Annotated in this window: 19 protein-coding genes; 17 read left to right on the plus strand and 2 right to left on the minus strand. The window is 50.3% G+C overall.

What is annotated here, in order from left to right; all coding sequences use genetic code 11:
- Nucleotides 1–22: 22 nt before the first annotated feature.
- From QNM19_RS16600 to QNM19_RS16675, 16 genes are all read left to right on the plus strand, one after another.
- Nucleotides 23–856 carry a hypothetical protein gene (locus tag QNM19_RS16600; protein ID WP_049864652.1) on the plus strand — a complete coding sequence of 278 codons (834 nt, stop codon included), beginning with the start codon at nt 23–25 and terminating at the stop codon, nt 854–856.
- A 21-nt stretch (nt 857–877) separates the two neighbouring features.
- A complete protein-coding gene (locus QNM19_RS16605) occupies nt 878–1,171 on the plus strand; it encodes a hypothetical protein (protein WP_049864651.1) in 294 nt (97 codons plus the stop codon).
- A gap of 241 nt (nt 1,172–1,412) precedes the next feature.
- Nucleotides 1,413–2,177: a hypothetical protein gene (locus QNM19_RS16610; RefSeq protein ID WP_049864650.1), complete on the plus strand. Its 765-nt coding sequence runs from the start codon at nt 1,413–1,415 to the stop codon at nt 2,175–2,177.
- Nucleotide 2,178: 1 nt separating this feature from the next.
- Entirely contained in the window at nt 2,179–2,424 is a 246-nt protein-coding gene (locus QNM19_RS16615; protein WP_049864649.1) for a phage tail assembly chaperone, read from the plus strand.
- Nucleotides 2,425–2,502: 78 nt separating this feature from the next.
- Nucleotides 2,503–3,084, plus strand: coding sequence for a hypothetical protein (locus QNM19_RS16620; RefSeq protein WP_049864648.1), 582 nt, complete (start codon nt 2,503–2,505; stop codon nt 3,082–3,084).
- Nucleotides 3,081–3,776, plus strand: a complete 696-nt coding sequence (locus tag QNM19_RS16625; RefSeq protein ID WP_049864647.1) for a phage baseplate assembly protein V — start codon at nt 3,081–3,083, stop codon at nt 3,774–3,776. Before QNM19_RS16620 ends, QNM19_RS16625 begins: the two co-directional genes overlap by 4 nt.
- A gap of 2 nt (nt 3,777–3,778) precedes the next feature.
- Nucleotides 3,779–4,096 carry a PAAR domain-containing protein gene (locus tag QNM19_RS16630; RefSeq protein WP_049864646.1) on the plus strand — a complete coding sequence of 106 codons (318 nt, stop codon included), beginning with the start codon at nt 3,779–3,781 and terminating at the stop codon, nt 4,094–4,096.
- Nucleotides 4,093–4,428: a GPW/gp25 family protein gene (locus QNM19_RS16635; protein WP_049864645.1), complete on the plus strand. Its 336-nt coding sequence runs from the start codon at nt 4,093–4,095 to the stop codon at nt 4,426–4,428. Before QNM19_RS16630 ends, QNM19_RS16635 begins: the two co-directional genes overlap by 4 nt.
- Before the next feature lie 113 nt (nt 4,429–4,541).
- Nucleotides 4,542–5,702, plus strand: coding sequence for a phage tail sheath C-terminal domain-containing protein (locus QNM19_RS16640; RefSeq protein WP_010385145.1), 1,161 nt, complete (start codon nt 4,542–4,544; stop codon nt 5,700–5,702).
- Complete coding sequence (locus tag QNM19_RS16645) at nt 5,702–6,211, plus strand: phage major tail tube protein (RefSeq protein ID WP_010385144.1); 510 nt, start codon at nt 5,702–5,704, stop codon at nt 6,209–6,211. The genes QNM19_RS16640 and QNM19_RS16645 overlap by 1 nt, the downstream gene beginning before the upstream one ends.
- Before the next feature lie 102 nt (nt 6,212–6,313).
- On the plus strand, nt 6,314–6,571 hold the full coding sequence (locus QNM19_RS16650) for a phage tail assembly protein (protein WP_010385143.1): 258 nt from the start codon (nt 6,314–6,316) through the stop codon (nt 6,569–6,571).
- A 5-nt stretch (nt 6,572–6,576) separates the two neighbouring features.
- The gene (locus tag QNM19_RS16655) at nt 6,577–6,702 is read left to right on the plus strand and encodes a hypothetical protein (protein ID WP_257721227.1); all 126 of its coding nucleotides are present in this window, start codon (nt 6,577–6,579) and stop codon (nt 6,700–6,702) included.
- 158 nt (nt 6,703–6,860) lie between these two features.
- Complete coding sequence (locus QNM19_RS16660) at nt 6,861–10,532, plus strand: hypothetical protein (protein WP_284026952.1); 3,672 nt, start codon at nt 6,861–6,863, stop codon at nt 10,530–10,532.
- 27 nt (nt 10,533–10,559) lie between these two features.
- Nucleotides 10,560–11,015: a phage tail protein gene (locus QNM19_RS16665; protein ID WP_010385141.1), complete on the plus strand. Its 456-nt coding sequence runs from the start codon at nt 10,560–10,562 to the stop codon at nt 11,013–11,015.
- 9 nt (nt 11,016–11,024) lie between these two features.
- Nucleotides 11,025–11,237, plus strand: a complete 213-nt coding sequence (locus QNM19_RS16670; protein ID WP_049866550.1) for a tail protein X — start codon at nt 11,025–11,027, stop codon at nt 11,235–11,237.
- 2 nt (nt 11,238–11,239) lie between these two features.
- The gene (locus tag QNM19_RS16675; RefSeq protein WP_049866551.1) at nt 11,240–12,250 is read left to right on the plus strand and encodes a phage late control D family protein; all 1,011 of its coding nucleotides are present in this window, start codon (nt 11,240–11,242) and stop codon (nt 12,248–12,250) included.
- A 146-nt stretch (nt 12,251–12,396) separates the two neighbouring features.
- Here QNM19_RS16675 and QNM19_RS16680 read toward each other — a convergent pair whose 3' ends face one another.
- Entirely contained in the window at nt 12,397–12,741 is a 345-nt protein-coding gene (locus QNM19_RS16680) for a hypothetical protein (RefSeq protein ID WP_284026953.1), read from the minus strand.
- A gap of 125 nt (nt 12,742–12,866) precedes the next feature.
- Entirely contained in the window at nt 12,867–13,958 is a 1,092-nt protein-coding gene (locus QNM19_RS16685; RefSeq protein ID WP_284026954.1) for a response regulator transcription factor, read from the minus strand.
- 140 nt (nt 13,959–14,098) lie between these two features.
- Between QNM19_RS16685 and QNM19_RS16690 the strand changes: the two genes are divergently transcribed.
- Nucleotides 14,099–15,043, plus strand: a complete 945-nt coding sequence (locus tag QNM19_RS16690) for an ABC transporter substrate-binding protein (RefSeq protein WP_049865794.1) — start codon at nt 14,099–14,101, stop codon at nt 15,041–15,043.
- Nucleotides 15,044–15,052: the final 9 nt, after the last annotated feature.

Below are 15,052 nucleotides of genomic sequence, written 5' to 3' on the forward strand. Positions count from 1 at the left end.
ACAGGATTTTTAAGGATTTATTATGTCAACAGACAATATCACTGAGTTGTTAACCCAAGTGGCCGTGCGCGCCAATGCCTTGTGCCAGAGCGTTGAAGATCATGCGGGTAATATTAATGCTACGGTCGATGCCAAAAAAGCGGAGATGGACGCCGCAAAACAGCAGGCGCACCAGGATATTCAAAATTACATTGCCGGTGCTCGTGGTGAGCAATCTCATATTTTGCTGAGCCGCAATCAGCAGATGGAGCCTTTGGGCAATGGTGCAATAAAAGGATTCAATACCATAGGCTTGGAAACGTTTGAAGTCACTAGGGAGGCTTCTATATACGGTAGCGCCGGCGAACACGATACAGATCATACCGGAAATGGGGTGGGTGCCAGCTTTAGAAGCCATGTTTACAGTGGATACGTTAATAAGAAGTTTAACATCCTCAGGATTAAGTGGAAAACCAGTCCAGGTAAAACCGTTCGGTTAGATAATACCTATTACAATGGATATGAGCAGGGGGCGCTCACCAAAGGCTGCTATATCAAGGTGATTGAGGGACAGATCAATGGAGATTTGCACCCTGTAACCAACTTTGACGACGGGTGGCAGTTGTATGCTTACCGGCAGGCAGCGAATTCGCCAAATGGGGCTTTTTACACGCCACATACGGGCTTGTCACTCTCGTCTTCGACAGGCGAGGCATTAATCTGTTTGTATGGTTCAGTATCCGGATACGTAAACCTGGAAAACAAGGTGTGGGGCTGTTACCCGGAGTTTGCAAGGCCCAGTGATATTGCAGGCTTAGCCGGAAGTATTGAAAGTTTGAGTTCACGAGTTAATGATCTCGAAACCCCTACAGCCTAATATGTAAGCAAGGAACAATACATGCAATTAATCTACAACGATACCGTACTGGCGACGGTAGGTGAGCTGATGAACGAAGCCCAGGTCCGCCATTTTCTGATAATAAATGAGTTAAATGTGCCGTTTGAAGCGCTGACTTTTCGCTTTGAGCACGAAGAAGCTCTGGAGTATCGCCGGCTTTCTTATCTTCGTGAATCAGATCCGCTCTACATGGAGTGGCAATTCGACCAGACTGAGGCGGCCAAGCAGGCCTGGCTGGATAAAGTAGCCGAAATTAAAGCGCGTTTTCCTTTACCCCAAACACCAGGTTCCTGAGGCATCGCCCTGAGCGCAGGCACCTGACGGTGTGCCTTTTTCTTTTTTGTCTTATCCGGTCAGAATTGACCGGTTTTACCTAAGGGAAATCAGTAAGATATACCTAAGCTTGAGAAAGTTAACTCAAGGCTTCAGATTCTTCCTCGGGCGTCTTGCACGCCTTTTTATTACCCGAATTATATAGCGGCCTGGTATGCCGCCTTCATGCTTGCCATACCAGGCAAGGCTCACAGGAGACACTATGTCAACGGACAATAAAACCACCACAGAGCGGCTCAGCGATGTGGCCGTGAGGGCCAACGCTCTTTGTCAAACGGTGGCTGAGCAAAGCAATAATATAAACGCCAGTTTACAGCAGGCAAAAGCTGAGTTTGATGATTGGAAGAGTGATTACACAGAGCTTGTCAACGGCCTGCAAGTGCACAAGCAGGGAAACGTAAAGCGCTTCTATTTTTCAACAATGCTGAGTAATGGCGGATATACTGCAGCAGCTGATGGGCCTGATACGGAATTCCCATATTGTGCAGCTCCGCTTGATCCTTACTACATCAACTTACTTGAGTTCGATGCACAAAATGGGGGTGGGTTTGGTGCGACAGGCGATTATTTCAAATGCGAAATAATGATCACGCACAGAGGTATGTTTGCCTCGTACAATGAACACTTGATTATCACGGGCTCCTCATTTCAGGACTGTGTATCAGGGATCATGGAAGTGAAAAATGTATCTCGGGATGGTCATCTGAGTGTGTTTATTTCCGAACCTGATAGTCCAGAAAGGGAAATCCCGTTAGACAAAGCGTTTACAGGCACATCCATTCCTGTGTTCTTTAGAAAAATTGGTCAGGGCGCTGACTCTGGTATCGCACGATTGACACTGAAAGTTGATCCAAGGTTCCACTGTGGAGCAGCCAGATCCATTAGCGTCAGCAGTGAGTACACATCATTTCGTGGCAGACCTTGTGTTGAACGTATCACTCATAACAAACCTAATTGGGAGGTGTGACATGGAAAATTTTGCAAATGAATCTCAAATGCCCCTGCATATTTTGCAAGAGCAAAGCCAGTGGCATGCCATCAGAGTTATGCGAGATGCACGCCTGCACTCGACCGACTGGCTGGTTGTAAAATATCAGGAGGTCGAAGGTGCGGTACCTGAAAGCTTGAGGGTATATCGTCAGGCTTTGAGAGATTTACCCCAGACCTATTCTGTTCCTGAAGATGTTGTTTGGCCTGAAAAACCTGAACTATAACAACTCGTCATCTTCGGGCACGTCGCCCGCCCTGACTCACTGATTGTCTTCGAGTCTTTTTAATCTAAGAGCAAGTCTATGCAACGAACTACCTTAATCACCCAGGTGCTTGAGCGTCTGACGACGTCCCTGGCGGCTGTGGCTCAGGTGGATTATTTAATCCCGAGCCAGGTTGCCCCGGACCTGACCCAGCAAGCCCAACTGACATTAACGCCTAAGTTGGAACGACAGGCCAGCGAGCTGCAAAGTAAAGGCACCGAGACCGGTGTCAGCTATGGACCGGCATACAACAAAAACCTCAGCCCAAATCCGCTGGACAGGCGGGTGTTGAGTGTGCAGCTTGATATTGAGTTGATGGATGGCGATAAAGCCAGGCTGCTGGAGCGGCTGGATGAGGTTCTTAGCACAGGCGAAGCCGCGATGATGGCGGACGACGTGCCCACCCAGTGGCAGCATTTTATTACCGAGCAAACGACCTTTGCCTTTAGTCAGCAAAGTGAGGGCGTGAAAGCTCAGTTACAGTTGAGCTGGTCATTTTATTATCAGGTTGAGCAGAGCGAATTGCCCGGCGTACCCATCACCGATGTGTATCTGGGGCAGCACGGCCATGAGCATAAGTTAATCTATAGCACTCAGACGAGTGCAGGGGAGATATTATGATCTCAGACCCCGCTCAATCAGAATTAGCTTTGTCCGACTTACAGCATCGTTTAAGCAAGCTGATCTCGCTTGGTACTGTGCATGAAGTGGACTATGAAACGGCTCGTGTGAAAGTCAAAATTGGTGACTGGATCACGGCTAAACTGCCCTGGCTGACCGATATGGCAGCGCATAATATGACCTGGCGAGCGCCCCAGATTGGTGAACAGGTTATCGTCCTCGCGCCTTGTGGCGACACCGCTCAGGGTGTGATTCTGGGCAGTGTATATAGTGCGGCCGCGGATCATCATAAGCCAGACCATGTATTAGGTGCAGGTGAAGGGGAAAGTTATACCGCAGCAAGCAGCCGTGAACATGTACACCGTACCCGCTACCAAGATGGGGCGCTGGTTGAATATGATACTCAAAATCACACTTATCATCTCTATGTGCCGGATACTGGCGGTGAAGAAACCGCAAAAATCACGGTACACAGTGAAAGAGACCTTCATATCGAGTGTGGCTTTAATGCCACGGTAGAAGTGGGCAATAACGCCTTTATCAGTGCAGTAAAGAACATTCATGTGACGGCAGAAGAAACACTGAATTTAGCGGGCAAGCAGGTCAATATCAGTTCATCGGAGCAGGATATTGCCATCGCGGCGAAGGGCAACCTGTTGCTCAATGGCGCAATGATCAAAGCGCAGGAGTAACCATGCCAGCCATTTCATTAAACAAAGCCCAAACCAATTTGCATGATGATTACAATCCGGCCACGGTGGCCGCAGCACAAAGCACCTTTAAGGTTGGTGGAAAAGCGGTGCTGTGTGTGGGGGACGCATTGTCCGTGCACTTGCACAGCAAAGACAGCAAGCTACCGCCCCATGCAGGGCAGACTGTAACACAAGGGGCGCCGGGCTTTACCATTGGGGGCAACGCCGTGGCCCGTGTGGGTGATGTCAGCAGCTGTAACGCAAAGCTAGAAGATGGATATGCGCAATTCATTGTGGGTAATAAAGGAGGTACCGCATGATAGGGATGAATGCCCAGACGGGTAAGCCACTCAGTGGCGTGGAACATTTGAAGCAAAGTATTCAGGATATAGTAACGACCCCCAGAGGAAGCAGGGTGATGCGTCGTGATTATGGCTGCGGTTTATTTGATTTGGTCGACCGGCCATTTTCGCATTCTCTGGTGGGCGACATCACGATTGCTATTTCTGACGCACTTGAGCAATGGGAGCCCAGGTTCGCACTTGAAGGGGTGGCGGTGCACCCGGTCGGAGACGGCAAATTATCAATCGCCATTGAAGGCTTATACCTTATCAATGGTGAACCGGTAACCATCGAAGGGATCCAAATCTAACTTCTGTTTTTTAATTTATTTCAACTTAAGCCACAGCACAGTGCGGCCAATTTATCGCCTCACGTCTGTGGCTTTTTTATTAGCTAATTGACATACCTTTAAAGGAGATATCTATGTCTGAATTTCTACACGGTGTAGAAGTCATCGAGGCGCAATCTGGTACGCGTCCTATTAAAACTGTTAAAAGCTCGGTAATTGGTGTTATCGGTACTGCGCCTGATGCTGATACAGACGCATTTCCTGCCAATACACCGGTATTAATTGCGGGTAAGCGCAGTGAGGCTGAAAAGCTTGGAACCCAGGGTACACTGCCTGACGCACTGAACGGGATTTTTGACCAGGCGGGTGCCGCTGTGGTTGTGATTCGTGTTGAAGGTGCAGATGAAGCTGCTGTGATGGCAGCGATGACAGACAGTTCAACGGATGATGGCAAATACAAAGGGGTGTTTGCATTCCTGGGTGCTGAGTCTGTACTGGGCGTTGCACCACGTATTCTGGTTGCGCCAGGTTATACGCATCAGCGCGATGGTGGTGCGAACCCTGTTGTCAGCAAATTGGTGGGTGTGGCAGAGCGACTGCGTGCAGTGATCATTGCAGACGGTCCGAATACCACAGATGCCAAAGCCATTGAGTATCGAGGTGATCAGAGCTCACGTCGTGTCTTCCTGGTTGACCCGCATGTTCGCGTATTCAAAGACGGTGTTGAAAAAGTTGAGCCAGCCAGTGCCCGTGTTGCGGGTATGATTGCCAAGTCGGATAACGACCGTGGTTTCTGGTGGAGCCCGAGCAACACGGCAATGAATGGCATTGTAGGCACAGCTCGTCCAGTGGACTTCCAGCTGGGTGACCGACAAGCTCGTGCAAATCATCTGAATACCAATGATGTAGCGACGATTATTCGTCAGAATGGTTTCAAGCTGTGGGGTAACCGCACTTGTTCTGGTGACCCGAAATGGGCCTTCCTGTCAGTCGTACGTACTGCGGATATGATCAACGATTCACTGCTGCGTGCACACATGTGGGCGGTTGACCGTAACATCACCAAGACTTACATCGAAGACGTTAAACAAAGTGTGCAGTCTTATCTGGACAGTCTGAAGGCGCAAGGTGCGATTTTGGGCGGTGAGATTTGGGCAGACGAAGAGCTGAATTCGCCGGAAAACCTCCAGGCTGGCAAGGTTTACTTCAGCTTTGACTTTACGCCGCCTACACCGGCTGAGCACATCACCTTCAAGAGCATTCTGACAAACAACTACCTAGAGGAAATCGTATAATGGCAATGTCTCCTAAAATCCTTAAAAAATTCAAACTGTTCGTAGACGGCAAAGGCTACCTGGGCATTGCGGACGAAATTCAACTGCCAAAAGTCACAGTCAAAACCCGTGAAGTCACGTCCGGCTTTCAGGCACCGATTGAGCTGGACGTAGGTCAGCTTGAGAAACTGGAAGGTAACATCACGCTACTTGAATACAACGCTGACATGATGAAGCTGCTGGGTGACTGGAGTGGCGCAACCACGCCTTTGACTGCACGTGGTGCAATTCAGGCGCAAGGTCAGCCACCACAGCCTGTGGTTGTGACGCTGGAAGGCTTCTTTAAAGAAGTGGACATGGGTAACTGGAAAGACGGTGAAGAAGCCAAGTTAACGCTGCAATACACAGTGCAGAAGTACAAGCTGGAGATCAACAACGAAGTGATCTACGAAATTGATTTGTACAACGATGTACGCAAAATCAATGGCACAGATCAGATGGCGTTGTTACGCGCAGCGATTGGCGCTTAATTCGCGTTCTTGCCTTGATGTTAGCGGATGCTCCTCGCCGGTTTAGCGACCGGTAAGGGGTACCCGCCTATGCGCTGAGTAAATAATAATAGGAGCAAAAGCATGAAAGAAATCATTACCCTGGCATTTCCAATAACGGTTGATGGGCATGAGTATGCCGAACTGACAATGAGACGACCAAAAGTACGTGACCGGTTAATGGTGGATAAGGCAGATATCAGTGAATCGGAAAGTGAAATTCGTTACTTCTCCAATTTGTGCGAAGTCTCGCCGGATATCATCGAAGAGCTTGACTGGAGCGACTTTGTGAAGCTCAGAGAGACCTTACAGGCTTTTCTCGTATCCCGCCCAGGCGCTTAAGAGCCATGGTTATTGCCTTAGCCAAATACACTGGCTGGGGCCTGACCGAGCTCAACGCATTGACCGAAGATGAATTAATCGACTGGTTTAATGCTGCGGTTGACTATAAAGAGGCAACCTCCGTGTCCTGATCCGTAGCGGGTCAACATCATCAGGCATGCGCCTTTGCGCATGTTTGTGACTGAATATTCGGGCATTGCTCAGTGGCTTGTTTCAGGCTGCTGAGCAATGCCACACAACATCTCCCTTCACTCTCTGGTATCACTTCTTAACGCTTTCAGGTAAATCTATGAAACAAGGAACTGTCGAACATCTTCGTGCTCCTGGCGGAGCCAAAAATAAAGTTAAACATCGCCTGGCACAGAGCAATGGCGTGGATCAGCGACTGGCTAAACTGGGTCGGACGCTGCACGCTTTGCAAGTACAAAGTGATGCCAGTGCAGCTTCTGTGGGGCAATTGCTGGCGCAGCTTCAGGCGCTGGCATTATTGGCCCCTCAAAACAGCGATTTGCAAAAACGCCTGCAATCTGTACTGCAACAACAGGGGCCGTCGGGTCAGCCGGCACCAGCCGAAGGGACGGTTAACCTGAGTGTAGACAACCCCGCTTCTTTTGAGGTGTCAGACGCTTTGCTGGCGTCTATAGATAACCTTGGCGCTGTGATTGCTCGCCTCGCAACTCAGAATGAACATGTAGCTCAGCCTGGTGCAGTAAGCCAGATTTCGACAGCAACGGCACCAGGCTTTGTTGCGGCGAATGGGTCTGAACAACGCCAGAGCCCGGTTGAATTGAGTGCGTCGCAAAGCGCCGGTGGTGAGGTAGCTGCTCCTGAGCAGGCATTGGATGTGTCCAGTGTGACTGCATTGTCCCAGTCAGTGAATGCTGATTTGAGCAGTCTGACCAATTTGATGCCCCAGGTGAGCCGCGCTTTAGACCTGGGTCAGGCAGTCGCTGCGTTTCAATCCGCATTACCTACACTTCAAAGCCAGGACCTCAAGGCGTTGCTAGAAGGCGACCTGAATGGTCTGAAGACGGCATTGCCAGCACTGATTGAGGCTGTGGATTTGCCTCAGCTGCAGCAGGCTTTGGCAGCAGAATTACCAGCATTGGCACAGCTGGACTTGTCAGGTGTGCTGCGCGGTGACGTACAAGCGTTAGCATCGCAGGCCCCTCAGATGCTCAGTGCATTGGATCTGGACGGCCTGTCGGCCGGTGTCGCACAAGCGTTACCGGCACTTCAGCAATTGGATATGCCAGCGCTGGCTTCGGGAGAGCTGGACTCACTGATCCAGGCTGCTCCGCAGCTATTTCAGGCACTGAACATGCCCGGGGCTTCTCTGGCGATGGAAAAAGCCCTGCCTGTGCTCAGTAAACTTAATGCGCCTGCAATCATCGAAGGCGATCTCAGCAGTTTACTGGATGCCGCACCCGAGGTACTGCGCGCCTTTGAACTGGAGGGGGCCGCAGACAAATTGCAGGCAGCCATCCCAGGCCTGACACAACTTGACCTCAAAGGCATTGCTCAGGGCGACGTTTCCAGTTTGATGAAGGTTGCTCCCCAGTTATTAAGCGCGCTGGAGTTGGGTGACGCTGGCACAGCTATGGCCGCGGCGCTGCCAGCATTACAAAAGTTTGATGTTGATGGGTTGCTTAGTGGTGATCTCACTTCACTGGCTGAAGCCGGACCTGAGCTGCTGAATGCACTGGGCATGGAAGATGCTGCGGCTGTGTTGCAACAACATGCTGGCATTGTGCAAAAGCTGGATATTCAGGGAATCATGCGTGGCGACCTGGCTTCACTGGGTGAGGTTGCTCCGGCTGTGTTTGAAGCGCTGGACATGCCAGGGGCGTCGGCTGCGATGCAAAAGGCCATGCCGGTGCTCAACAAACTCAATGCGTCGGCGATTATGGAAGGTGACCTGAGTAGTTTGCTGGACGCGGCGCCTGAGGTATTGCGCGCCTTTGAGTTGGGTGATGCCGCAGATAGGCTGCAAACTGCAATTCCAGGTTTGGCTCAGCTGGATTTAAAAAGCATTGTGCAGGGAGATGTTTCCAGCTTGATGAATGCCGCGCCGGATCTGCTTAAAGCACTGGATCTGGGAGATGCAGGCGCTTTGCTTGAGTCGGCTTTGCCAGCACTACAGAAATTCGATGTGGACGGGCTTTTGAGCGGCGATTTGTCGTCTCTGGCTGAAGCCGGCCCTCAGCTGCTGAGTGCTTTTGGTATGGATGATGCGGCTTCTTTGCTGCAACAGCATGCCGGGGTGTTCCAGAAGCTGGACGTGAAAGGTGTGCTGGATGGCGACTTGTCTTCGCTGGTCTCCGCTGCACCGGATCTGCTGAATGCGTTCGGTATGGACGGTGCGGCATCTTTGTTGGCACAACATCAAGGAGCGCTTAGCAAGCTGGACTTTAAAGGACTGATGAGCGGCGATTTATCCTCTTTGGGTGATGCCGCGTCTGAGTTATTAAGTGGCTCGGGTTTATTTGGCGATACTGATGGCGACGCAGAGGAAGCCAGTGTCTTCGATGAACTTGACGGGCATTTAGAGGATGAGCCTGAAGAAGAGAAAAAGCAGCCACGTAAGCGCAAAAACAAGGGTAAGTCAAAGGGCAAACCTGGTGGTAAGCGAGGGCGTAACAAAGGACAACGCAACAACCAGGCTGACTCTGCACCGGAGAAAAATACAGCCAGTCAGCATAAACGCAAGCCCGCAGCACAGGGCAACGCTATTCGCTCGCTCGATGCTGGCAGGCAGCTTCCTAACGCAACATCTAAATCGATACCGATACAGGCTGCGGCAAATGACGCAAAGGCCGGCAAACTGGGGCAGTTCGCAGGGAAAAAAGGCGGCTTATTCAGTCGCCTGCCAGGAGCCAAAATGCTCGGTAAACTGGCAGCTCCTTTGAGTGCAGTGATGGGCGCCGTGGACGTTGCGACTACGCTGTCGGATGACAGCCTGAGCGCAGAGCAAAAAACGCAACAGGTTGGCAGCGCAGTGGGTGGTGCTGGTGGTGCCTGGGCAGGGGCAGCCGCTGGGGCTGCAATTGGCTCCGTGATCCCGGGTATTGGCACTGCCATAGGCGGCCTGGTCGGCGGCGCATTAGGTGCGATGGGGGGAGAGTCTGTTGGTGGCTGGCTGGGTGAAAAGCTGGGAGGCTGGTTTGCTGATGATGAACCTGCCAAACACCAAACAACACCAGAAATCAACAGCACTGCTGGGACACCCCATCTTGCAGCGCAGGAGGCTGGCAAGTCCGGCACTGTGTCTCCAGGTGGCGATGGAAGTAGTCTGCTGCATGTTGCCGAAGGTTTTATCAAAAACCAGTTTATTAATCCGTTTAACCTGGCCGCGGGCACTGCGTCTGCGTTTGCTGAACTCAGCGGGAATAACAAAAGTCGTGCGCATACAGTGGCCAGAGTTGGCAACTTTGTCGGTGATGCGCTGAATTATCACACCGTCTGGCAGGCTGCCAATGATGATACTTTGAGTGGCTCGCAAAAAGCGCAAGTGATTGGCGGTACGCTCGGAGGCATGTTCTCTGCGAAAGCGGTGAGTGGTTTGATGGAGAAAAGCCGTAATCCCTGGTTGAAGATGGCTGCGCCACTGGCTGGGTTTATCACCAATGCAGTGGTTGGCTCGCAAATTGGCAGCTGGTTTAGCGAAGAAAAAGCGGCTGAGTCCGGTGAAGACGCAGCCGGTAAGGCTAATCTGGCAAATCCGCCAGAGGCGCTGTCTGGCTTGCAAGGCACGGCAATACCGCAGACAACGCCTGAGTCTGAAAATGGTGTCAAAGCTCATCAGGCTGCGCAGGTAACAGTCAACGCTAATATTACAGTCAACGCACGCAGTGGTGAGCAGGCTCAGGACATTGCTATTCAGGTTAAGCAGATCCTTGAACAGCAACAACAACAGGCCATTCGGGACTTGAATGCGCGTTATTTTAATCAGGTGGCTTGAGCCCACAATTCATAATTCAGGTGAACAATGAGCAATACCAATCATGCCAGACACATGATGCAGCTGGGCGACTACAAGTTTTCAGTCAGTACGGCGGCATTCAATAAATTGAAATACGACACACAATATCGCTGGAAGTCTCTTGATGCTCCAACCAATAAAAACAGCCCTTTGATGCAGTTCATCGGGGTTGGTGAGCAAACCCTGGATCTGGAAGGCACCATCTTTCCGCAAATTGTCGAAAATGGGCTCAAACAGCTCGACTATATGCGCGAGGAAGCGGCCAAAGGGCAGCCTCTGACTCTGGGCTATGTGGAGGAAAGTGGCAAGACCAACCCCAGTGTTGGTCGGGTGCTGGGCAAATGGGTGATCAGCAGTATTAGTGAGACTCGAACCTTGTTTTTTAACGATGGTATTCCCAGAGAGATCCAGTTTTCAATGCGATTAAGCCGTTATCAGGCGGCATTGAAGGAACCCGAATAAGGAGACGTTATGAAAGGGGTCAATTATGTAACACGCGATGGCGACTGCCTGGACTTAATCTGTTACCGGCATTACGGGCAGAGCTCAGGGACTGTGGAAAAGGTGCTCGGTGCAAACACCGGGCTAGCCGGGCTAGGTGCTATCTACCCGGCTGGCATCAAAATCTTCCTGCCGGAGTTGCCCAAGCCTAAGACCAAGCACGTGATCAATATCTGGGATTAACCATGAAGCAACAACCCTATTTTTCTATCAAAGCAAACGGTAATGAAGTCACCCAAAGCCTCAAAGATCGGATTGTTGAAGTCAGTGTGACGCAGCGAACCGGGTTGCTCAGTGACGTATGTGTTGTGCGCTTCGACAACCTGGAAGAGTTGCCAATTCAACTGCCCGAGCCCGGTAACATACTTGAAATCGCATTGGGCTACAAAGATGGCACGCCTGACAACCACGCAGCATTAACACCAGTAGGCAAGTTTGATGTGGGGGCGTACGAGCTCAGCGGTCCTGCCCGGGCACTCACTTTATATGGTAACAGCATCATGTGGAATGCTGACTTTAAGTCGCCACGGTATCGCTCCTGGCCTGAGCAGGGTAATGAAACACCGGTCACTCTGGGCGAGTTGGTGGAGCAAATAGCGTCTGAGTATGGCTTGCAAAGTGGCGTGAGTGACACGTTGCAGAGTATTAGCCTGCCTCATTTGGAGCAAAGTGAAAGTGATATGCAGTTGCTTACTCGCCTGGCCCAGCGTTATGACGCAGTAATGAAAGTGGCAGCAGATAAGCTGCTTTTTGTGACCAAAGGGACCGGACGGTCTTTGTCCGGACAAACCGTGACTTCAGCGACTTTGGGGAAAAATCACATCATCCACTGGTCCCGGGTCAGCAATCATTGTCACTTAGTGGGAGCCGTTCAGAGCTATTACCATGATACCGAGCAGGCATTACGGATCGCCGTCCAGGCAGGGAGTGGGGCACCGATGATCACATTACCTTACTTGTATCCGGATGAAGCCAGTGCCCAGGTGGCTGCAACAAGTCAGCTGACACGCCTGCAGCGTGCTCATGGTGCCGTACAACTGACGGTACCAGGAAACCCAGACATAGTTGCCGGGGCATTAATTTCGGTTGATAAAACGGTCGATCATCTTGAAGGTGAATGGTTTATCAAAGAAGTCACGCATCAGCTGACGTCACAGGGCTTTATGACCCAAGTTACCGCTGAGCAACCAAGCTAACCCCTCCGTCGCATCACTTGATGTGATTATGTCCTTTCTCATTGCCTTTCAACTCAGCACCATGTGCAGTCTTTCAGGCCGTACATGGTGCCACGTCAACACAGACCCGAATCACAATTCAGATCTGCCAGAACAAATTGAACGCATTAATACATGCGTACGATACGGCTGTATACAGCGCTATTTGCATCCCATGATTCACAACTCGTCGTTTCATAAGTCAGGCTGACATTTTTCCCCGCTGTCTGACGAGCCAATAACATTGAGTACATGCGGTTGCGTCTTTCGGTTGGTAAGCTGTGGCTCACGGCCAGTGTTCTTTTATTCGAGCAGGTGGTATTAATGTCACTGGTAACAGACTCGAGCGTCACTAAGATAGTATCTTTGCCGGAATAGACAACCACATCTTTCACTTTACCGCTGACAGTGATCCAGGCTGCCTGAGCCTGACTTGCCATTAAAAGGGCACAACCTAATATGAGTTTTTTCACTTTGTTTCCTTATGTTTATTATTGATATCTTCAACAGTGTATATATAAAAGGTAAATGAAACCATGCTTTTGTTTTTGAAAGGTATGTTAACGCGTTCGAGGTGTGGAGTTGGGGGCGAGGAGCGTTAAAACAGCTCTATGTCGTTGCTGTTTGCACTGGGAGGCTGCTCATTTAAGATATCTATGAGGCTGGCGAGCTGTTGCTCAATCTCTTTGCCTGACTCAAGTTTAGTGTCGGCAGAGGCTCTTGCTGCCTGGATCAGGGTGATAAGTTGTTGCTCGGCTTCTTCTGATAGCTCATTGTCCATACTCATGCTGGAAAATAAGCTATCGAGCTGCATTTCAAGGTCGTCAATCAGCGTAACTATGCCAGCTTTAATGTCTGTATTTTGTGCTTTAAATTGTACAATGGTCTGGCGCAATTGCTGCTCCAATAACACCTTGTTGACGCATTGCTCCACACCATCCATTACGTAAGCGAGATAGTCCCGCATAGTGCCCACTTTGTCAGCATGAACTGGCATGTTTTTAACCAGTAAAGACGCATGACGCCAGTTAAATGCCGCCCTGTGCTTGCCAAAGGCCATGATCCTGCCAGCGCCTTGCAATGATTCCAACAACGCGGCATCAATATTTTTGGTTATCCCGTCATCAAAAAAGCAGGGGTTAGTTTTTTGATCGCGAATAATCAATGAGCACTTCAGGCCAAATCCTTGGGTGAGTTTGAAGACAGCCCGTGCGAGATGAGATAAATCCCCACATTGAAAACTGTCCCGATAAAACCCCATCACATAACCGAGCGACGACAAGTCCGACAGAGCATTGACTGCGACTTCCTCCGCATTGCCAGGGCGGGCTTTGTGTGCTTTTAGCAGCACAGAGACTTTCATGAGTAGCTCTTGCTCATCGACCGGTTTGGCAATAAAGTCGTTGCCACCCGCATCATAGGCCTTCAAGCGCTCCTCTAATGAGCTCAGATTTGAAAAAAACAAAATGGGCATGGTGTGGCCAGCAAGCCTGATTTTATAGGCAGCCTCATAGCCATTCATGCGGGGCATCTGAATGTCCATTAAAATCAGGTCAGGCGGACATGAATCGACCTGTTTGAGCGCTGTTTCGCCGTCCTTTGCAACCTCTGTATGATAGTGTGATGACAGCATATGTGTGTGGTATTCCACAACAAAATCATCATCATCAACGATCAGGATGGTCTCCATTCAGTTCACCTGTTTAGTAAATATTGTCGTTATTGGAGGTCCAATAATACGGCTATTTTCACCTTCAGCCCCCAACTTCTCAAATCAAGACTAGAATACAAAAAGAAACTTTACCAATGACCTAATGGACGGGGCACTAAGTGAAACTTTTGTTGTTAGTACTCGCATTTGCACTGATTGTCGGGTGTTCTGATGCACCACGTACCCAGCTTAGGGTAGGATTCAATTTGTGGCCGGGCTATGAGACCCTCTATCTGGCGAAGCAAAAGGGTCTGCTGGCAGATAACATTGAGTTGGTAGAGTTATTGTCTGCCACTGACACCATGGATGCATTTCGGCATGGGCGTATTGAAGTAGCTGCACTGACGCTGGATGAAGCACTGCTCCTGGTGTCTGAAGGTATTGCGCTCAAAATTGTATTGATTATGGATGTCTCAAATGGGGCTGATGCGGTCGTTGCCAGAGCACCGATTGTTAAATTGGCACAACTCAAAGGAAAGCGCATTGCCTATGAGCAAACGGCTGTTGGCGCACTGATGCTGCACAAAACGCTGGATGCCGCGCAATTGAGCATGGCCGACGTTGATGCTGTCCATATGCCTGTGAATCAGCATCTTCGCGCTTTTCAGTCACGTGAGATTGATGCGGTTGTGACGTTTGAACCGGTGACCACCCAGCTTGTTAACCAGGACCATAAGGTTATCTTTGATAGCGCCCAAATACCGGGCAAAATTGTTGATGTGCTGGTGGTTCGGACGGCACAGCTCTCTCATCATTTTGATGCCCTGCAAACACTTATTTCCGCTCAGTTTGCTGCCCTCGCTTTTATAAAAAGCAACCCTGAAACAGCTGCGCAATTGATGTCCCCCAGGCTTGGATTAAAGCCCAATGAACTATTGGCAGCGCTTGATGGGATAGCATTGGCCGATATGCCCACCAATCGTGACTTGTTGGTGGGGACAGGCACACCACCTCCTTTGCAAGTCACTGCTGACCAGCTGTTAGCTGTTTTGCTTGAGCATAATATGATTGCAGAAATTAACGATGTCGATGATTTAGTTGACGCGAGGTTTGTGACGCAATGAGACGCCCGG

The organism is Pseudoalteromonas ardens (genome assembly GCF_030125445.1).
GTDB lineage: Bacteria > Pseudomonadota > Gammaproteobacteria > Enterobacterales > Alteromonadaceae > Pseudoalteromonas > Pseudoalteromonas ardens.